Annotated in this window: 18 protein-coding genes and 1 tRNA gene; 11 read left to right on the top strand and 8 right to left on the bottom strand. The window is 70.4% G+C overall.

The genetic code is table 11. The features are described 5' to 3' along the window. Nucleotides 1-197 precede the first annotated feature (197 nt). Both rpoD and CR162_RS07530 read left to right on the top strand, forming a co-directional pair. The gene (rpoD, locus tag CR162_RS07535; RefSeq protein WP_099094919.1) at nucleotides 198-2,117 is read left to right on the top strand and encodes an RNA polymerase sigma factor RpoD; all 1,920 of its coding nucleotides are present in this window, start codon (nucleotides 198-200) and stop codon (nucleotides 2,115-2,117) included. 2 nt (nucleotides 2,118-2,119) lie between these two features. After that, complete coding sequence (locus CR162_RS07530; protein WP_099094918.1) at nucleotides 2,120-2,710, top strand: GNAT family N-acetyltransferase; 591 nt, start codon at nucleotides 2,120-2,122, stop codon at nucleotides 2,708-2,710. 90 nt (nucleotides 2,711-2,800) lie between these two features. Here CR162_RS07530 and ppa read toward each other — a convergent pair whose 3' ends face one another. Next, nucleotides 2,801-3,322, bottom strand: coding sequence for an inorganic diphosphatase (ppa, locus tag CR162_RS07525; RefSeq protein ID WP_099094917.1), 522 nt, complete (start codon nucleotides 3,320-3,322; stop codon nucleotides 2,801-2,803). A gap of 176 nt (nucleotides 3,323-3,498) precedes the next feature. Between ppa and CR162_RS07520 the strand changes: the two genes are divergently transcribed. The 5 genes from CR162_RS07520 (at nucleotide 3,499) to CR162_RS07500 (ending at nucleotide 7,911) form a co-directional block, all read left to right on the top strand. Then, nucleotides 3,499-4,749, top strand: coding sequence for an E22 family MetX-like putative esterase (locus CR162_RS07520; RefSeq protein WP_099094916.1), 1,251 nt, complete (start codon nucleotides 3,499-3,501; stop codon nucleotides 4,747-4,749). A gap of 53 nt (nucleotides 4,750-4,802) precedes the next feature. Beyond that, nucleotides 4,803-4,875: transfer RNA gene (locus CR162_RS07515), tRNA-Ile, on the top strand. Nucleotides 4,876-5,029: 154 nt separating this feature from the next. Beyond that, a complete protein-coding gene (gene ettA / locus CR162_RS07510) occupies nucleotides 5,030-6,706 on the top strand; it encodes an energy-dependent translational throttle protein EttA (RefSeq protein WP_099094915.1) in 1,677 nt (558 codons plus the stop codon). A 22-nt stretch (nucleotides 6,707-6,728) separates the two neighbouring features. Beyond that, nucleotides 6,729-7,268, top strand: coding sequence for a GNAT family N-acetyltransferase (locus CR162_RS07505; RefSeq protein WP_245870190.1), 540 nt, complete (start codon nucleotides 6,729-6,731; stop codon nucleotides 7,266-7,268). Between the two features lie 250 nt (nucleotides 7,269-7,518). Further along, nucleotides 7,519-7,911: a hypothetical protein gene (locus CR162_RS07500; protein WP_141563099.1), complete on the top strand. Its 393-nt coding sequence runs from the start codon at nucleotides 7,519-7,521 to the stop codon at nucleotides 7,909-7,911. Nucleotides 7,912-7,961: 50 nt separating this feature from the next. On the opposite strand, the gene CR162_RS07495 is transcribed toward CR162_RS07500, so the two are convergent. Next, on the bottom strand, nucleotides 7,962-8,768 hold the full coding sequence (locus tag CR162_RS07495) for a helix-turn-helix domain-containing protein (protein ID WP_245870189.1): 807 nt from the start codon (nucleotides 8,766-8,768) through the stop codon (nucleotides 7,962-7,964). Nucleotides 8,769-8,784: 16 nt separating this feature from the next. Here CR162_RS07495 and CR162_RS07490 point away from each other — a divergent pair, with 16 nt between their 5' ends. Together CR162_RS07490 and CR162_RS07485 are read left to right on the top strand one after the other, a co-directional pair. Next, on the top strand, nucleotides 8,785-9,069 hold the full coding sequence (locus tag CR162_RS07490; protein ID WP_099094912.1) for a hypothetical protein: 285 nt from the start codon (nucleotides 8,785-8,787) through the stop codon (nucleotides 9,067-9,069). Nucleotides 9,070-9,094: 25 nt separating this feature from the next. Then, nucleotides 9,095-9,421 carry a DUF1330 domain-containing protein gene (locus CR162_RS07485; RefSeq protein WP_099094911.1) on the top strand — a complete coding sequence of 109 codons (327 nt, stop codon included), beginning with the start codon at nucleotides 9,095-9,097 and terminating at the stop codon, nucleotides 9,419-9,421. A 4-nt stretch (nucleotides 9,422-9,425) separates the two neighbouring features. On the opposite strand, the gene CR162_RS07480 is transcribed toward CR162_RS07485, so the two are convergent. The 4 genes from CR162_RS07480 to CR162_RS07465 form a co-directional block, all read right to left on the bottom strand. Next, nucleotides 9,426-10,232, bottom strand: coding sequence for an ABC transporter permease (locus CR162_RS07480; protein WP_099094910.1), 807 nt, complete (start codon nucleotides 10,230-10,232; stop codon nucleotides 9,426-9,428). Between the two features lie 3 nt (nucleotides 10,233-10,235). Further along, a complete protein-coding gene (locus CR162_RS07475; RefSeq protein ID WP_099094909.1) occupies nucleotides 10,236-11,081 on the bottom strand; it encodes an ABC transporter permease in 846 nt (281 codons plus the stop codon). Nucleotides 11,082-11,183: 102 nt separating this feature from the next. Beyond that, entirely contained in the window at nucleotides 11,184-12,464 is a 1,281-nt protein-coding gene (locus CR162_RS07470) for an ABC transporter substrate-binding protein (protein ID WP_099094908.1), read from the bottom strand. 17 nt (nucleotides 12,465-12,481) lie between these two features. Further along, the gene (locus CR162_RS07465; RefSeq protein ID WP_099094907.1) at nucleotides 12,482-13,471 is read right to left on the bottom strand and encodes an ABC transporter ATP-binding protein; all 990 of its coding nucleotides are present in this window, start codon (nucleotides 13,469-13,471) and stop codon (nucleotides 12,482-12,484) included. A gap of 273 nt (nucleotides 13,472-13,744) precedes the next feature. On the opposite strand from CR162_RS07465, the gene CR162_RS07460 reads away from it, so the two are divergent. Beyond that, nucleotides 13,745-14,731 (top strand): hypothetical protein, encoded by a 987-nt coding sequence (locus CR162_RS07460; protein WP_141563098.1) that lies wholly within the window; start codon nucleotides 13,745-13,747, stop codon nucleotides 14,729-14,731. Nucleotides 14,732-14,759: 28 nt separating this feature from the next. Here CR162_RS07460 and CR162_RS07455 read toward each other — a convergent pair whose 3' ends face one another. Next, nucleotides 14,760-15,392 carry an MlaC/ttg2D family ABC transporter substrate-binding protein gene (locus CR162_RS07455; protein WP_245870188.1) on the bottom strand — a complete coding sequence of 211 codons (633 nt, stop codon included), beginning with the start codon at nucleotides 15,390-15,392 and terminating at the stop codon, nucleotides 14,760-14,762. A 32-nt stretch (nucleotides 15,393-15,424) separates the two neighbouring features. Then, nucleotides 15,425-16,240, bottom strand: coding sequence for an MlaA family lipoprotein (locus CR162_RS07450; protein WP_099094904.1), 816 nt, complete (start codon nucleotides 16,238-16,240; stop codon nucleotides 15,425-15,427). A 166-nt stretch (nucleotides 16,241-16,406) separates the two neighbouring features. Between CR162_RS07450 and metF the strand changes: the two genes are divergently transcribed. Further along, entirely contained in the window at nucleotides 16,407-17,372 is a 966-nt protein-coding gene (metF, locus tag CR162_RS07445; protein WP_099094903.1) for a methylenetetrahydrofolate reductase, read from the top strand. Nucleotides 17,373-17,377 lie beyond the last annotated feature (5 nt).

Below are 17,377 nucleotides of genomic sequence, written 5' to 3'. Positions count from 1 at the left end.
CCGCCGCCCCGCATCATTCCGCGTCCCGCTCTTGTGTTGCCCGGTGGGGGGGCGTTATGGCCCCGTTTCGTGGCGTTCATCCGGGCGCGGCGTGTGGCCCTCCTTCTCCTGTCTTTTTGGGGCGGGGCCGTTAGGACCAAAGCGAGGCTTCCTGGCCTAGACTGCGGGCCGGGCAGCGTCAGACGGAGCGGATCGGCATGGCGAGCAAGGTCGCGAACGGCACCGACACGGTCGAGAACCGGGACGAGGCGGTGGAGGGAGCGCTTCTCGACACCCTTTCGGCCGCGGTCAAGAAGCTGGTCGCGCGTGGCAAGGAACGTGGCTACGTCACCTATGACGAGCTGAACCAGGCATTGCCGGACAGCCAGGTTTCCTCCGAGCTGATCGAGGACACCATGGCGATGCTGAGCGAGCTCGGCGTCAACGTGGTCGAGGCCGAGGAGACCGAGGAGGCCGAGGGCGCCGCCAAGCCCGCCGCCAAGGCCGAGGGCGGCGAGGACGAGGAAGAGGAGGAGGGCGGCGGCAATGTGGACGAGGAAAGCCTCGGCCGCACCGACGACCCGGTCCGCATGTACCTGCGCGAGATGGGCAGCGTGGAGCTGCTCTCGCGCGAGGGCGAGATCGCCATCGCCAAGCGCATCGAGGCGGGGCGGGACATGATGATCGGCGGGCTCTGCGAGAGCCCGCTCACCTTCCAGGCCATCCTGACCTGGCACGACGCGGTCCGGGAAGGCCGCATGCTGCTGCGCGACGTGATCGACCTCGAGGCGACCGCCGCCGCCGACAGCCCGGACGTGCCGCCCGCCGCCGAGGAGGAGTTCGAGGAAGGCGAGGAGGGCGAGGGGATGGGCCTCTCCCTGTCCGCCCTCGAGGAGAAGCTGAAGCCCGAGGCGCTGGCCACCTTCGAGCAGATCGAGGAGATGTATGGCCGCCTGCAGAAGCTGCAGAACAAGCGCATGGAGGCCTACACGGCGGGCGAGGAGCTCGCCAGCCGCACCGAGGCGACCTACGAGAAGCTGCGCCAGGAGCTGGTCGCCCTGGTCGAGAAGGTGCAGCTCCACAACAACCGCATCGAGGAGCTGGTGGACCAGCTCAAGGGCCTGAACCGCCGCATCACCGGCTATGAGGGCCAGATCCTGCGCCTCGCCGAGGCCAGCAAGGTGAAGCGCGACGACTTCCTGGCGCAGTGGCGCGGCGCCGAGATCGACCCCGCCTGGTTCGAGCGCGTGGCCACCCTGCCGGGCAAGGCGTGGAAGACCTTCGCCGAGCGCTCGCGCGGCGAGGTGGAGCAGATCCGGACCCAGATCAGCAACACCGCCGCCGTCACCGGCCTGCCGGTGGGCGAGTTCAAGCGCGTCTATTCCACCGTCTCGCGCGGCGAGCGGGACATGACCCAGGCCAAGAAGGAGATGATCGAGGCCAACCTGCGTCTCGTCATCTCCATCGCCAAGAAATACACCAATCGCGGCCTGCAGTTCCTGGACCTGATCCAGGAGGGCAATATCGGCCTGATGAAGGCGGTCGATAAGTTCGAGTACCGCCGCGGCTACAAGTTCTCCACCTACGCCACCTGGTGGATCCGGCAGGCCATCACCCGCTCCATCGCGGACCAGGCGCGGACCATCCGCATCCCGGTCCACATGATCGAGACGATCAACAAGCTGGTCCGCACCAGCCGCCAGATGCTGCACGAGATCGGCCGCGAGCCGCAGCCCGAGGAGCTGGCCGAGAAACTCGGCATGCCGCTGGAGAAGGTGCGCAAGGTCCTCAAGATCGCCAAGGAGCCGATCAGCCTCGAGACGCCGATCGGCGACGAGGAGGACAGCCATCTCGGCGACTTCATCGAGGACAAGGCCGCCATCATCCCGCTGGACGCCGCCATCCAGACCAATCTGCGCGAGGCGACGACGCGGGTGCTCTCCTCGCTCACCCCGCGCGAGGAGCGGGTGCTGCGCATGCGCTTCGGCATCGGCATGAACACCGACCACACGCTGGAGGAGGTCGGCCAGCAGTTCAACGTGACGCGCGAGCGCATCCGCCAGATCGAGGCCAAGGCGCTGCGCAAGCTGAAGCACCCGAGCCGCAGCCGCAAGCTGCGCTCCTTCCTGGACAACTGAGCATGGCGCTCTCCCTGGTGGAGCCGGCCCTGCGGGTGGCGGTGGACGTCACCTTCCTCCGCATGGCGGCACCGCCGGACGGGCCGGCGCCGGCCCTGCCGGAGGGCAGCCGGGTGGAGCGGGTGGCCCGCTGCTCGGTGCCCTTCTACCGCTACCTCTACAACACGGTGGGCCAGGACTATGTCTGGTGGCTGCGCCGCGCCGCGGGCGATGCCGAGATCGCCACCATCCTGGCCGACCCGGCCGTGTCCATCCATGTGCTCTACCAGGGCGGCGCGCCCGCGGGCTTCTTCGAGCTGGAGCGGCGGGCGGCCACCGGGCTCACCGGCGCGGGCAGCGTCAACATCGCCTATTTCGGGCTGCTGCCGCACGCGGTCGGCACAGGCGTGGGGCAGGCCTTCCTGCGCCACGCCATCGACACCGCCTGGGCCGAGGGCTGCGGGTTGCTGACGGTGAACACCTGCACCGCCGACCATCCCCGCGCCCTGCCCAACTACCTCGCCGCCGGCTTCACCCGGCTGCGCACGGTGCGCGAGATCTGGCCCGTGCCGGTGCGGCTCGGCCTCAACGTGCCGGCGCACCTGCTGGCCTGAGGCGGCGGCCGCCCTTCCTGAAAAAACGAAGGGCCCGGGAAGGAAGCTTTCCCGGGCCCTCGCCTTGCTCCGCGGGTTTCCCCGCGAACATCACTTGGCGGCGGCGATCTGCCGCTCCAGGATCTCGGCGGCCTGGGCGGCGTTGCCCCAGCCCTTCACCTTCACCCACTTGCCCGGCTCCAGGTCCTTGTAGCGGGTGAAGAAGTGCTCGATCTGGTCGCGGGTGATCCTGGGCAGATCCTCCATCTCCTTCACGTCCGTGTAGGCGAGGGAGATCTTGTCGTGCGGCACGCAGACGAGCTTCTCGTCCTGGCCGCTTTCATCCTCCATGAACAGCACGCCGATCGGCCGGGCGCGGATCGTGGCGCCGGGCACCACGGGAGCCGGCACCAGCACCAGCGCGTCGGACGGGTCGCCATCGTCGGCCAGGGTGCCGGGGACGAAGCCATAGGCGGCCGGATAGGCCATCGGCGTGAACAGGAAGCGGTCCACCACCACGGCGCCGCTGTCCTTGTCCACCTCGTACTTCACCGAACTGCCCTGGGGGATCTCGATGACGACGTTGATGTCGTGCGGCGGGTTCTTGCCGGTGGGGAGCTTGGTCACATCCATGGGGGGCCATCCGTTTCGTGGCAGTGCGGGGGCTGGTTAGCAGGGGGCGGCGGCGGCGGCAATTCGGCCACGCTGCGGGCTTGCGGGCGGCCTCGCGGCGCGGGCACCATGGCCGCTCCGGCCGTGCCGCGCCAACCGCCCGCCCGGCCCGGGCCTGAGGGAGGGAAAACAGCACCATGACCACCCGTCGTTCCCTGCTGGTGGCTGCCTGGGCGGCGCCGCTGGCCGCCGCCGCGCCGGGCCTGCTGCCCGGAACCCTCGCCCGGCCCGCCCTTGCCCGGCCCGCCCTGGCGCAACCGGCGCTGGCGCAACCGGCCCCCGCGCCCCTGGTGGAGCGGCGCGAATTCAGCTTCCAGGGCTACACGACGCGGGGCGGGGCCGCCATCCCGGCCATCCGCACCGGCTACCAGACCCTGGGCACGCTGAACGCCGCCGGCGACAACGCCGTGCTGGTGACGCATTTCTTCAGCGGCAACGGCCATGCCTTCGGCCGGCTGCAGCCGGATGGGCCGGCGGGGTGGTGGGATGCCATCATCGGCCCCGGCCGCCCGATCGACACGGACCGCTACTTCGTCATCGCCTCCGACACGATGGTGAACCTCAACGCGCCGGACCGGCACACCATCACCACCGGCCCGGCCTCGGTGAACCCCTCCACCGGCCGCCCCTGGGGGATGAGCTTTCCCGTCGTCTCCATCCGCGACTTCGTCGAGGTGCAGAAGCGGCTGCTGGACCACCTGAAGGTGCGGAAGCTGGCGCTGGTGGCCGGGCCCAGCATGGGCTCGCTCCAGGCCATCGAATGGGCGGTGGCCTATCCGGAAATGGTCGAGCGCGTCATGCCGGTGATCGGCACGGGCGAGATGGATGCCTGGATGCTGGGCTGGCTCGACCTCTGGGCCTCGCCCATCCGCACCGACCTCGCCTGGCGCAACGGCGACTATTACGGCCAGGGCCGCGAGGCGCCGCTGCGCGGGCTGGCGGAGGCGCTGAAGCTCGTCACCCTGCATTCGCGCGACCGTGGCTGGGCCAGGCAGTTCGGCCGCCGCCCGGCCGAGGGGCAGGACCCCGCCCGCCGCATGCAGGACCGCTTCGCCATCGAGGCCGCGCTGGATGCCGCGGCGATGGCGCGTGCCAGGCTGTCGGACGCCAATTCCTTTCTCTACCTGGTGCGGGCCAACCAGCTCTTCCTGGGCGAGCATGAGGGGCTGGATGCCGCCCTGGCGAAAGCCGGCGGGCGCTGGCTGGTGCTGCCCAGCCGGGGGGACCGGGTCTTCCCGGCCGAATACAGCGACGAACTGGTGGCGGCGCTGCGCCGGGCCGGCAGGCCGGTGGCGCAGGCGGTGCTGGAGGGGCCGCAGGGCCATCTGGAAGGCGTCGTCGCCATCGCCCAGGCAGGAGAGGCGATCCGCGACTTCCTTGCCCGCTAGCGCGGCTCGGTCTAGCAGGGGGGAAGCATGGCGAATCGCCGGGCCTTCCCTTCGCGCCCGTAGCTCAATGGTCAGAGCGGGCCGCTCATAACGGCTTGGTTGCGGGTTCAAGTCCTGCCGGGCGCAAGGGGGGAAGACAGCGCGGCGCCAGGCCCGCCGCGCCGGGCCGGCGGGCCGCTCCGGAAGGGTGGCCCGGGAGCGGGCGTTAACCCTCACGCTTGGCGGGGCGGCCCGGGCTGGCTAGAACCACGCCTGAACCTCTGCCCGGAATAGTGTGACCATGGCCGCTCAGTACGTTTACGTGATGAAGGATCTCACCAAGTCCTACCCGGGCGGGCGAGAGATCTTCAAGGGCATCACCCTGTCCTTCCTGCCCACCGCCAAAATCGGCGTGCTCGGCCCGAACGGCGCCGGCAAGTCCACCCTGATGCGCATCATGGCGGGCATGGACAAGGAGTTCGGCGGCGAGGCCTGGGCGGCCGAGGGCGTGAAGGTCGGCTACCTGCCGCAGGAGCCGCATCTCGACCCCAACAAGACCGTGGGCGAGAACGTCCGCGACGCCTTCGGCACCTTGGCCGCCGACCTCGAGCGCTTCAACGAGATCTCGATGAAGTTCGCCGAGGAGATGAGCGAGGAGGAGATGAACGCCCTCCTCGCCGAGCAGGCCGAGCTGCAGGAGAAGATCGACGCGGCGGATGGCTGGGACCTCGACCGCAAGATCGACATCGCGCTGGACGCCCTGCGCGCGCCGCTGGCCGACAGCCCGGTGACCAACCTCTCGGGCGGCGAGCGGCGCCGCGTGGCGCTGTGCAAGCTGCTGCTGGAGAAGCCCGACCTGCTGCTGCTCGACGAGCCGACCAACCACCTCGACGCCGAGAGCGTGAGCTGGCTGGAGAAGACGCTGCGCGACTACCAGGGCGCCGTGCTGATCGTCACCCACGACCGCTACTTCCTCGACAACGTCACCAACTGGATCCTCGAGGTCGATCGCGGCCGCGGCATCCCCTATGAGGGCAACTACTCCGCCTATCTCGCCGCCAAGCGCAAGCGCCTGCAGCAGGAGGAGAAGGAGGAGAGCACCCGCCAGCGGCAGCTGGCCGAGGAGCAGGAATGGATCGGCCGCTCCCCCGCCGCCCGGCAGGCCAAGAGCAAGGCGCGCATCCAGGCCTATGAGGAGCTGCTGGCCAAGAGCCAGGAGCGCGCGCCGGACCCCACCGAGATCCAGATCCCGCCCGCGCCGCGCCTCGGCAACCTCGTCATCGAGGCGGAGGACCTGCGCAAGGGCTTCGGCAACAACCTGCTGATCGACGGGCTATCCTTCAAGCTGCCGCCCGGCGGCATCGTCGGTGTCATCGGGCCCAACGGCGCCGGCAAGTCCACGCTGTTCAAGATGATCACCGGCAAGGAGCAGCCCGATGGCGGCACGCTCAAGATCGGCGAGACCGTCTCCCTCGGCTATGTGGACCAGAGCCGCGACACGCTCGATGACAAGCGCACCGTCTGGCAGGAGATCTCGGACGGCGAGGACCTGATCATGATGGGCAAGCGCGCCGTGCCGTCCCGCGCCTATGCCGCCGCCTTCAACTTCAAGGGCGGCGACCAGCAGAAGCCGGTGGGCGTCCTGTCGGGCGGCGAGCGCAACCGCGTGCACCTGGCCAAGATGCTGCGCAAGCCGCACAACGTCATCCTGCTCGACGAGCCGACCAATGACCTCGACGTGGACACCCTCCGCGCGCTGGAGGAGGCGCTGGTGGACTTCGCCGGCTGCGCCGTGATCATCAGCCACGATCGCTGGTTCCTCGACCGGCTGGCGACGCACATCATGTCCTTCGAGGGCGACAGCCACGTCGAGTGGTTCGAGGGCAACTACCAGGCCTACGAGGCGGATCGACGTCGACGCTTGGGCGCGGCGGCGGACCAGCCGCACCGGATCAAGTACCGGCCGCTCACCCGGTAAACCGGTGGATGGCCTGGCGCGGGTGGAATCCCCGCATGCGGTGCGCACGTCGCGGCTGACGCTGCGCCCCGTCGGGCCTGAGCATCTGGCCGACCTCGTCGCGCTGAAGGGTGACGAGGCGGCCTTCGGCCTGATGCTCCATGGCACCCGCAGCCCGGCCCAGGCGCGGCAGGATCTCGAGCAGGACATCGCCTGCTGGGCCGTCCATGGCTACGGCACCTGGGCGGTGCACCTGTCCGCGACCGGCGCCTTCCTCGGCATCGTCGCGCTGGCCGAGCGGCCGGATGGCCGTGGCGTCGCGCTGCGCTTCGCGCTCTGGCCGCACACCCGCGGCAAGGGCTATGCGCGGGAGGCCGCCCGCGCCGCGCTGGAATTCGGCCACCAGAGGGCCGGCCTCGCCCGCATCGTCGCCGTGGCGCGGGAGGACAACCTGGCCTCGCGCGGGGTGCTGGAGGATCTCGGCCTGCGCCGCGCCAGCGAGTTCCCGCGCGATGGGCACCGCATGCTGGTCTATGAGAGCCTGCGGCCGCCAGCGTCGCCGGCCTCCCGGGACGGCGGCTGAACCGGCCGGCCGGGGGAGGGAAGCGCACCGCCATATTGTGGCAGGCCTGCCACAATATGGCGGCAATGCTCACCCGCCCGTGATCTCCTTTAAACAGCCGAAATCCCATAAGTATCTGAAAAGGCGTGACTTATAGAGCGCCTCGCCGACTTCGAGAGAAGTCGGTGGTCCCAGCATTGTGTTTGAAATATGGCAGTTGCGGGCTAATCCCCCCGCAGGGAAGGAAGCGCAGACTTGAGGGTCTCGCTCAATGCCAACAACTCGGTTTCTCGCCGCACTGATCGCCGTGCTGATCATCGGCCTCATGTCGCCCGCCGCGAAGGCGCGGGATGCGAAGGACTTCACCCTGGGTGTCGCCATCGGCGGCGGCGTGCCCTTCGCGCGGAAGGATTCCTTTCTGGTCGCCTCCCTCGGCGGCGCGAAGGGCGGCAAGATCTCCGTCGCCAGCAGCCTGTCGCTCGCCGCCCTGGCCCGGCCGGTCTTCGAGCCGCGCCCCCTCTACGTGCTGGGGGGCGGGCTGGGGCTGGGCCGGATCGGCGCGGCCCGGCTCTCGCTCGACGGGCAGATCGCAGCCGCCGCCAATCCGGCGCCGGATGAGAGCCGCGCCGTGCTGGGCCTCGCCCGGCTGCGCCTGGTGTTCTGAACCTGCCTTCCAGGCCGGCGCCCCAAGCGCGGGCGGTCAGGCACCCGCAGTCAGGCGCTGGCGGTCAGGCGCGCCATGGCCGAGGCGGTGGCATCGTCGGCCGGGAAGAAGGCCTCGATCGTCACCTCCGACAAGGTCACGTCCACCGCCGTGCCGAACACCGTGGTGGTGCTGATGAAGCCGAGCGGCCCCGCCTCGCTCGCCAGCCGCAGCGGCACCGCGATGCCGCTCTCTTCCGCAGGCGCGGCCCGCACGCCCCGGGCCTGCGGCGGGAGCGGGAGGGCCTTCAACTCCTCCAGCAGGCCGAGCAGCGCGGGGTCGGACGAGGCGCGCACCTCATGCCCCAGCCGCGCCAGGAGATGGGCGCGCCATTCCGGGAAGTTCAGGATGCGCCCGGCAAGCCCCCCGGGGTGCAGGCTGAGGCGCAGCACGTTGACCGGCGGCCGCATCAGCGCCTCCGCCACCTCCCCGATCAGCACGCCAATGGCGGCGTTGGCGGAAAGCAGGTTCCAGTGCCGGTCCACCGCCAGGGCGGGATGGGGCATGTGCCCGTGCAGGATGCGCTCCATGGCCTGGCGGGCCGCCGCCAGCGCGGGCGCCTGCAAGGGCCGCTCCCCATAGGCCGGCGCGAAGCCCGCCGCCACGAGCAGGGCGTTGCGCTCGCGCAGCGGCACGCCGAGCCGCTCGGCCAGGTGCAGCACCATGGCGCGGCTCGGCATGGCGCGCCCCGCCTCCAGGCAGCTGAGATGCCGCTGCGAGACCTCGGCCTCCAGGGCGAGGGCCATCTGGCTCAGCCGCCGCCGCTGCCGCCAGTGGCGCAGCAGGGCCCCGGCGGTCGGGCGCTCCGTTGTCATCATGGGGCAAGCCTAGCGAGTGCCGCCGCCGCCCGCGCTGCTGGGCGGGGCGGGGCTGGCGCTGCTGCCCGTGGCCGCCTTCATGGCCTGGCTGGCGCATGGCCCTGCCGTGCCGCGCCAGGGGCTGAGGCTGGTGGTGGCGGGCAATGTCCTGTGGGTGGTGGCGAGCCTGCTGCCGCCGCTGCTGGGGATGGTCTCGCCCAACGCGCTGGGCTGGGCCTTCCTGGTGGGGCAGGCGGGGTTCGTCGGCCTGCTGGCCTGGCTGGAGGCCGGGGCCGGCCGCGCCGCGGCGGCGGCCGCGTGAGCCGGGCCGGGAGGAGGATCGCGCCATGACCTGCTACGCCGTGGGCCTGCTGCACGCCGTGCAGATGGGACCGGGGATCGTCGCCTATCTGGAGGGGATCGACGCCACCCTGGCACCCTATGGCGGCCGCTTCGTCATCCATGGCGGCCCGCAGGAGGCGCTGGAGGGCGCGTGCGACCGCGACCTGATCGTCATCGCCTTCCCCGACCGGGCGGCGGCCCGCGCGTGGTATGGATCGCCGGGCTACCGGGCCATCCTGCCCCACCGGCTGCGCCACGCGCGGGGCGAGGTCTTCCTGATCGAGGGGATGGGGGAGGGGCACCGCGCCACCGACATCCTGCGCGGCGCCTGATGCCTCAGACCCCGCGCCGCCGGCGCAGCAGCCGCATGCCGAGGATCGCGCCGCCGATCACCAGGAAGGACAGGGCGGTGGAGACGGTGCCGAGCGCGTAGAGCACCGGCGTCGTCACCGTCGTCGTCATGCCGAGGATCTCCAGCGGCAGGGTGTTGCCGCTGCCGGCGGTGAGCAGGGTGCGGGCGAACTCGTCGAAGGACAGGGTGAAGCCGAACAGGGCGATACCCACCACGCTGGGCGCGATGATCGGCAGCACCACGTGCCAGAAGCTCTGCCAGGGGGTGGCGCCCATGTCGCGCGCCGCCTCCTCCCAGGCGCGGTCGAAGCGGTTGAACACGGCGAACATGATCAGCAGGCCGAAAGGCAGCGTCCAGGTGAGCTGCGCGCCGAAGGCGGAGGAATACCAGGCGGGCTCCCATTCCATCCGGTTGAACAGCAGCCCCACGCCGAGGCTGACCAGGATGGAGGGGACGATCAGGCTGGCCAGCGTCAGGTAGAACAGCGCGCCGCTGCCGGGAAAGCGCCGGCGGAAGGCCATGCCGGCGGCGAGCGAGATGACCACCGTGCTGGCCGTCACCATCGCCGCCAGCAGCAGGGTGCGCGTCATCGAGGCGCCGAGGTCGCCCACCGCCTGGGTCTGGAACAGCCGCCCGAACCAGTGCAGCGAGACGCCGTTCATCGGAAAGGTCAGGCCCCCGTCCGGCCCCTGGAAGGACAGGATGGTGATGGTCAGCGTCGGGCCGTAGAGGAACAGCAGGAACAGCACGAACAGCGTGCCGAGCAGGAGGCGGGCCGCGCGTCCGGGCATGGTTCAGAGCTCCTTGCGGATGTCGATGACGCGCAGCATCGCGGCCACCAGCAGCAGCACCATGGCCAGCAGCACCACCGCGTTGGCCGCCGCCGCCGGGTATTGCATCAGCCCGATCTGGTTCGAGATCATCAGCCCGACCGAGGCGCTCTGCCCGCCGCTCATCAGCCGCACCGTGGCGAAGTCCCCCATCACCAGCACGACCACGAAGATGGAGCCGATGCCGATGCCCGGCTTGCACAGCGGCAGGATGACGCACCACAGGGTCTGCCAGAAGCCGGCGCCCGCGTCGCGCGCCGCTTCCAGCAGGCGGCGGTCGATGCGCATCATGGTGTTGAAGATCGGCACCACCATGAACAGCGTGTAGAGGTGGACGAAGGCCAGGATCACCGCGAAGTCCGAGAACAGCAGGAATTCCAGCGGCTGCTCGATGACGCCCGCGCCCACCAGCGCGTTGTTCAGGATGCCGTTGCGGCCGAGGAAGGGCACCCAGGCGATCATGCGGATCAGGTTGCTGGTCCAGAACGGCACGGTGCAGAGCACGAACAGCACCATCCGCCAGGTGGCGTCCTGCACCACGAAGGCCAGGTAGTAGGCCAGCCAGAAGCCCAGCGCCAAGGTGACAAGCCAGGTGAGGCCGGCGAACCAGACCGTCTTGAGGTAGGTCTGCCACGTCACCGGGGAGGCGAAGACCTCCCTGTAGTTGGTCAGCACGAAGTCTGGGATCAGGCTGAAGCTGTCATAGTCGTAGAAGCTGACGACGACGATCAGGCCGATCGGCACGAGAAGGAAGCAGGCCAGGACCAGCGCCAGGGGCGCGGCCTGAAGCCAGGGGAACCATCGGGACATGGGCGCTCCGAACGAGAGGCCGGGGCAGGGGGCGCCGCCCCCTGAACCCCCGCCATCAGCGCGCGGCCGCCGCGGGGGCGCGCCGCGCAGGCGAACCATGGCTCAGGCGGCGATGAACTCGTTCCACTTCTGGATCATGTAGCGGTCCTCGTTCATCACCGAGTTCCAGCACACGACCTTGCCCATGCGCTCCTGGAAGGAGCCGCCGTCGCGCACCGCGCCGGCCTTCTCCATCACCTTGCCATCGGGGGCGAGGATGTCGGCGGTGGCGGGCTTGCCCTCCATCCAGTAGCCCCACTCGTTCTCGCTCATGTTGGCCTTGGCCGTTTCCAGCACCGCCGAATAATAGCCCTGCCGGTTGAGGAAGGCGCCGCACCAGCCGGAGAGATACCAGTTCATGTATTCATAGGCCGCATCCAGCTCGAGGCCCGAGAGGTGGCGCATCAGCCCGAGGCCCGAGCCCCAGGCGCGGTAGCCCTCGGCCAGCGGCTGGTACACGCAGGGAATGCCGCGCGAGCGCACGGCGGTGACGGCCGGCGACCACATGGACTGGATGACGACCTCGCCCGAGGCCATCAGGTTCACGCTCTCGTCGAAGGTCTTCCAGAAGGCGCGGAACTGCCCGGCGCGCTTGGCCTCGATCAGGAAGGCGATGGTCTTGTCGATCTCGGCGCGGGTCATGTTGCCCTTGTCGCCATACTTCAGGATGCCGGCGCTTTCCGCCACCATGGCGGCGTCCATGATGCCGATGCCGGGGATGTTCAGGATGCTCGCGCGGCCCTTGAAGGCGGGGTCCAGCAGGTCCTTCCAGTGGGTGATGGGGCGGCCCACCAAGTCGGGGCGGATGCCCAGCGTGTCGGCGTTGTAGACGGTGGGCATCAGCGTCATCAGCTCGGTGCGCTTGCCGGCGAAGGCCTTCGCGTCGCGGCTCTCGACGAAGCCCACCGAGAAGGGGCTGGTGCCCTGGCCGGCCGCGCTGTCCGGCGTCAGCCGGCCGGTGGTGAAGATCGGCACGATCTTGTCGGCCAGCTTGATGCGGCTGGTGTCGATCGGCTGCAGCGCGCCGGTCGGGTACACCTTCTTGATGCTGAAATACTCGATGTCGGCGATGTCGAAGCTGCGCGCCTGGGTGGCGGCGCGCTGCGCCACGGCGTCCGTGTCGGTCACCGTCAGCTGCAGGGTGAAGCCGAGATCCTTCTTCACCTGCTCGGCGATCGGGTTCAGGCCCGACACGCCGGTGCCGATCTGGCGCAGCGTCACGTTGCGGATGTTCTGCGCCCACAGCGTGGGGAAGCCGGTGATCGCGCCGCTGCCCATGGTGGCGCCCGCCAGGGCGAGCGCGCCACGGCGGGTGAGGGCGGCGGGCTTCGTCTGCTCGGTCATCTCTTACGCTCTCCTGGTCAGGCGTTGGGGCTGAGGGGGTGGGCGTCCTGCGCGTCCCATCCCAGCGTGGCGGCCTCGCCCGGTGCCACGGGCGCGGCGTGGAACAGGCCGTCCGGCAGCAGCGCCTCGGCGGTCTGGCCATCGGGGGCCCGCACCACCACGCGCACCGCGGCGCCCTGGTACTCGACGGCGGCCACCTGCCCGGCGAGGCTGGCGCCGCCGGGAGGGGGGGCGAGGCGGGTGCGGTCGGTCCGCACGGCGAAGCGCCCGCCCGGCAGCTCCAGCACGTTGTGGCCGCCGATGAAGCGGGCCACGAAGGCGCTGGCCGGCTTCTCGAAGATCTCGCGCGGGGGCGCCGCCTGGGCGATCCGCCCCTGGTCCATCACCACGGCCATGTCGGACAGCGCCATCGCCTCCTCCTGGCCGTGGGTGACATGGATGAAGGTGATGCCGAGCTCCCGCTGGAGGCGCTTCAGCTCCTCGCGCATCTGGGTGCGCAGGAAGGGGTCGAGGGCGGAAAGCGGCTCGTCCAGCAGCAGTACCTTGGGGCGGGTGATCAGCGCGCGGGCCAGCGCCACGCGCTGCTGCTGCCCGCCCGAGAGCTGCGCCGGCAGCCGGTCCGCCATCGCCCCGAGCTGCACCAGCCGCAGGAACTCGGCCGCCCGGGCCAGCCGCTCCGCCTTGCCCACCCCGCGCATGCGCAGGCCGAAGGCGATGTTCTCCAGCGCCGTCAGGTGCGGGAACAGGGCGTAGGACTGGAACATCATCGCCGTGCCGCGCGCGGCCGGTGGCAGCAGCGTCACGTTGCGCCCCGACAGCAGGATGTCCCCCTCGCTGACCGTCTCATGCCCGGCGATCATCCGCAGCGTGCTGGTCTTGCCGCAGCCGGAGGGCCCGAGCAGGCAGCAATAGCTGCCGGCCGGAATGGCGAGGGATATGCCGTCCACCGCCGCCGGGCCGTGGCCGTATCTCTTGGTGACGCCGATCAGTTCCACATCTGGCCGCAAGCGCCCGGTCCTGTCCCGTTTACTGTCGGGCAGGTTCCATGCAAGAGGCGCGCCACTCCCAGGGATGAATGCTGACTCACAACTTTCCGTGCAGGGAAAGCCTGTGGGCGCGGCAAAAAGAAGAAAATCGCCCAAAAAATAAGCGAAAAGGGTATTCCTGCCTTTTGGGCAGTCAGCCTTTGCGCCATTGAAATCACGGCACAATGTCATCCATCATCTTGATGATGCGCGCGGCTCCGCGGGCATGTCGAATAGGCTCCAGGAGAGCGAGCCATGCCTGACGCGACGCCACCGGGCCATAATCTGAGCGTGAGCCTGCCGGATGCCGGAGAGCTCGTGCCGGTGCTCGACGAGCTGGTGGACATGGCGTGGGAGCCCGGCTGGGGCCCCGCGGCCCTGGCCAGGCTGGTGCAGCTCTGCGGCACGCTGAAGCAGAGCCTGCCGCCGGCGGCCTGGCAACTCGCCCGCGCGGAGATGCTGGGCCACCCGCTGCACCGGCTGATGCAGGAAGATCCCCTTATCCGGGCCGCGCAGGAAATGGCCGGCCGCCCCGGCCTGCTTCCCCTGCTGCAGGATCTGCTGTTGCGGCACGAGGCGGTGCGGGACCGGATCGGCCAGGCCTCGCGGGCGGGGCGCGACCTGTTCGAGGCCACCACGGCACTGGGCCACTTCTCCGCGCTGCGCGGCCAGACCGCCTTTCTGGCGCGTGTGATCGATGCCGTGCTGGAGCGGCACCCGGGCGCCGAGATCCTGAGCCTCGGCGCCGGGCATCTGCGGGAGGCCGCGCTCCTGGCGGAGCCCGGCAAGCTGGGCCGCTGGGTGGCGCAGGAGGCGGATAACGGGGTGATCGCCACCCTGCGCAAGGGGCTGCCGCCCGGCATCCCGCTGCGCAGCCTGCGCTGCAACCTCTCCTACTTCGTCCGCAAGCCCTATCTGCGTGGCTGCTTCGACCTGATCCTGCTGCCGGACCTGCCGGGCTGCGGCGCCGCGCCCTGGCTGCGGGAACTGGTGGACTCCGCCTTCGCCGCGCTCAAGCCGGGCGGGCTGCTGCTGCTGGGCAGCGCCGGCCCCGCTCCGCCCGAGGCGGCCTGGATGGAGGTCTTTCTGGGGCTGCGGCCCTGCTGGCGCACCGCGGAGGAGATGAGCACCCTGCTGGCCGCCGCGCCCGAAACGGAGGCGTGGCGGCCGCGGGTGTTCCATGGCAGCGGCGGCGGCCCTGGCGGCCAGCGGCTCTATGCCATGGTGGAGCGGCGGCGCTAGCCTTTCCCGGCCCGCCGCCGCGGCCTCGTCAGCGGCCCTCGCGCGCCGCCAGGGTGGCGACCTGGCGCCGCATGGCGTCCAGCAGCGCCGAGACCTGGCCGCCATTGCGGCTGATCACGGCGGAATACTCGCTGCGTTGCGTCAGGCGGAGCGAGGTGCCCTCGGCGATCACGTCCACCACGCGCGGCTGGCCCTCGACCTCGCCCACCCGCCAGTCCAGGCTGAAGGGGGCGGTGTTGGGGCGCTCGATGATGGTGTTCACCAGCGCATCGTCCTCGGTGCGCTGCTGGCTGCGGCCCAGGCTGAAGCGCACCCCCTCATACTCGCCGAAGCGGGCGGAAAGGTTGCGGATCAGCGTCTCCTCGAACAGCTTCAGGTATTCCTGCTGCTCCGCCGGGGAGGCGGTGCGCCACCAGCGGCCGAGGATGAAGCGGCCGACGCCCTCCACATCCACGGCGCGGCGCAGGATGGCCGCCACGCGCTGGCGGCGCTCGGCCACCGGGGCGCGGGAGTTGAGGGCGCCGACCAGCTCCTGGCCGGTGCTCTCGATGAAGCCGGCGGCGCGGTTGATGTCCATCTCCGCCCGCGCGGGGGCGGTGCCCAGCGCGGCGAGGGAGAAGGGGGCGGCCCAGGCGGCGGCCAGCAAGAAACGGCGGTTCATCCTGTTCGGTCTCATCTCGTGTCCGGGCCGGCTCAGTTGCGGCCGGGCTGGGTTCCAGAGGGCGGGCTTCCGGCGGTGCCGAGCCCCGTGCCCCAGGCATTGGCGGGCGCCGGGTTGGCGCCGCCGTTGCGGATCTCCTGCTGGCGACGCTGGCGGTAGGCGCTGCGGAAGGTGGCGTAGGGGTCGAGGCTGGTTTCCTTTACCGAGTCGATCGTCTCGATCAGCCCCTCGCGGGTGTCGAGCACGGTCAGGCCGGTGAGGCCGTAGCCGATGTTCTCCAATGTGTTGTCGCCATTGGCGGTCACCCAGGTCATCGGGTTGCTGGCGATGCCAACTCCAAACCCCACCAGGTCGCGTGGGTTGCTCGGGCCCAGCACGGGAATGAACAGGAAGGGCCCTTCGCCCACGCCCCAGGTCGCCAGGGTCTGGCCGAAATCCTCCGTGTGCGCCGGCAGGCCGAAGCCCGTGGCCACGTCGAAGATGCCGCCCACGCCCAGGGTGGAGTTCAGCAGGAAGCGGCCGACGGTGTTGCCGAAGCGCTGCGTCTCGCCCTGCAGCCCATCGTTCAGCAGGATCACGGGGCTCCTCAGGTTGGCCAGCACGTTGCGCACCCCGGTGCGCACCGGCTGCGGCAGCACGAAGCGGTAGACCTCCGCCGCCGGGCGCAGCACCACCGTGTCGATGCCGTTGTGGACGGCATACAGGCCGCGGTTGAGGGGCTCCAGCGGGTCGTTGGTCTGCTCGTATTCCGCCAGCGCCTCGGGCTCGCTCGCTGGCGGGCGCGTGGCGCAGGCCGAGAGGGCCAGCATGCCGAGCAGCATAAGGAGCGGGCGGCGATAGGGATGCATGGGCGGAGCATTTCCTGCAAGGCCGGGAGGAAGCGGCGGGAAGGGCAATCAGCGGGCTACATACATCCAGGGATGAATGCCAGGAACATTTAAAGGTCAAGCTGCTGCAAACAACCCCGTGCGGTGCCGCATTCATTTCCGCCGCCGGGTGCAGTAAGGGAGGGGCATGAACCACCTCGCCGACCACGCAGCCTCCGCCGGCACCCCGGGCACCCTGCAGCGCTGGCTGACCGGCCCGCGCGTGGCCGGCCTGCCCGTGCCGACCGAGCTGCCGCCCCCCGCCCTTTCCTTCGAGTTCTTCCCGCCCCGCACGGAGGCGCTGGAGCAGCAGCTCTGGAGCTGCGTGCGGCGGCTGGAGCCGCTGGCGCCGCGCTTCGTCTCGGTCACCTATGGTGCGGGCGGCACCACGCAGGAGCGCACCCATGCCACGCTCTCCCGCCTGGTGCGGGAAACCAGCCTGACGCCGGCCGCGCATCTCACCTGCGTTGGCGCCAGCCAGGGCGAGGTGGACGACGTCGCCCGCCGCTACTGGGCCGATGGCGTGCGCCACATCGTGGCGCTGCGCGGCGACGCCCCGGCCGGCGAGGAGGGCTATGTGCCGCACCCGCAGGGCTACGCCTATGCCGCCGACCTGGTGGCCGGGCTGAAGCGCGTGGCCGATTTCGAGATCTCGGTGGCCGCCTATCCCGAGACACACCCCACCGCCAGCTCCGCCCAGCACGACCTGGACAACCTCAAGCGCAAGATCGACGCCGGCGCCACCCGCGCCATCACCCAGTACTTCTTCGACACCGAGGTGTTCCTGCGCTTCCTGGACCGCTGCCACGCCGCCGGCATCACCGTGCCGATCGTGCCGGGCATCCTGCCGGTCTCCAACTTCAACCAGGTGCGCAAGTTCTCCGCCATGTGCGGCGCCAGCGTGCCGGACTGGATGGGCCGCCTCTTCGAGGGGCTGGACGACGACCCGGAAACCCGCCGCATGGTGGCCGCCGCCCTCGCCGCCGAGCAGGTGCGCCTGCTGCAGGCCAACGGGGTGGACGAGTTCCACTTCTACACCCTCAACCGCGCCGACCTGACCTATGCCATCTCCCACATCCTGGGCGCCCGGCCGAAGGCGGCGCCGGCCGCCTGAAGAGG

The organism is Teichococcus rhizosphaerae, from assembly GCF_002631185.1.
Lineage (GTDB): Bacteria > Pseudomonadota > Alphaproteobacteria > Acetobacterales > Acetobacteraceae > Pseudoroseomonas > Pseudoroseomonas rhizosphaerae.
The sequence above is the reverse complement of the archived record's forward strand: the minus strand, read 5'-3'. Positions and strand labels throughout refer to the sequence as shown.

Excerpts from the sequence above, each read along its gene's own strand:
- rpoD (WP_099094919.1), top strand. The coding sequence starts at position 198 with ATGGCGAGCAAGGTCGCGAACGGCACCGACACGGTCGAGAACCGGGAC.
- CR162_RS07530 (WP_099094918.1), top strand. The coding sequence starts at position 2,120 with ATGGCGCTCTCCCTGGTGGAGCCGGCCCTGCGGGTGGCGGTGGACGTC.
- ppa (WP_099094917.1), bottom strand. The coding sequence starts at position 3,322 with ATGGATGTGACCAAGCTCCCCACCGGCAAGAACCCGCCGCACGACATC.
- CR162_RS07520 (WP_099094916.1), top strand. The coding sequence starts at position 3,499 with ATGACCACCCGTCGTTCCCTGCTGGTGGCTGCCTGGGCGGCGCCGCTG.
- ettA (WP_099094915.1), top strand. The coding sequence starts at position 5,030 with ATGGCCGCTCAGTACGTTTACGTGATGAAGGATCTCACCAAGTCCTAC.
- CR162_RS07500 (WP_141563099.1), top strand. The coding sequence starts at position 7,519 with ATGCCAACAACTCGGTTTCTCGCCGCACTGATCGCCGTGCTGATCATC.
- CR162_RS07495 (WP_245870189.1), bottom strand. The coding sequence starts at position 8,768 with ATGATGACAACGGAGCGCCCGACCGCCGGGGCCCTGCTGCGCCACTGG.
- CR162_RS07485 (WP_099094911.1), top strand. The coding sequence starts at position 9,095 with ATGACCTGCTACGCCGTGGGCCTGCTGCACGCCGTGCAGATGGGACCG.
- CR162_RS07480 (WP_099094910.1), bottom strand. The coding sequence starts at position 10,232 with ATGCCCGGACGCGCGGCCCGCCTCCTGCTCGGCACGCTGTTCGTGCTG.
- CR162_RS07475 (WP_099094909.1), bottom strand. The coding sequence starts at position 11,081 with ATGTCCCGATGGTTCCCCTGGCTTCAGGCCGCGCCCCTGGCGCTGGTC.
- CR162_RS07470 (WP_099094908.1), bottom strand. The coding sequence starts at position 12,464 with ATGACCGAGCAGACGAAGCCCGCCGCCCTCACCCGCCGTGGCGCGCTC.
- CR162_RS07460 (WP_141563098.1), top strand. The coding sequence starts at position 13,745 with ATGCCTGACGCGACGCCACCGGGCCATAATCTGAGCGTGAGCCTGCCG.
- CR162_RS07455 (WP_245870188.1), bottom strand. The coding sequence starts at position 15,392 with ATGAACCGCCGTTTCTTGCTGGCCGCCGCCTGGGCCGCCCCCTTCTCC.
- CR162_RS07450 (WP_099094904.1), bottom strand. The coding sequence starts at position 16,240 with ATGCATCCCTATCGCCGCCCGCTCCTTATGCTGCTCGGCATGCTGGCC.
- metF (WP_099094903.1), top strand. The coding sequence starts at position 16,407 with ATGAACCACCTCGCCGACCACGCAGCCTCCGCCGGCACCCCGGGCACC.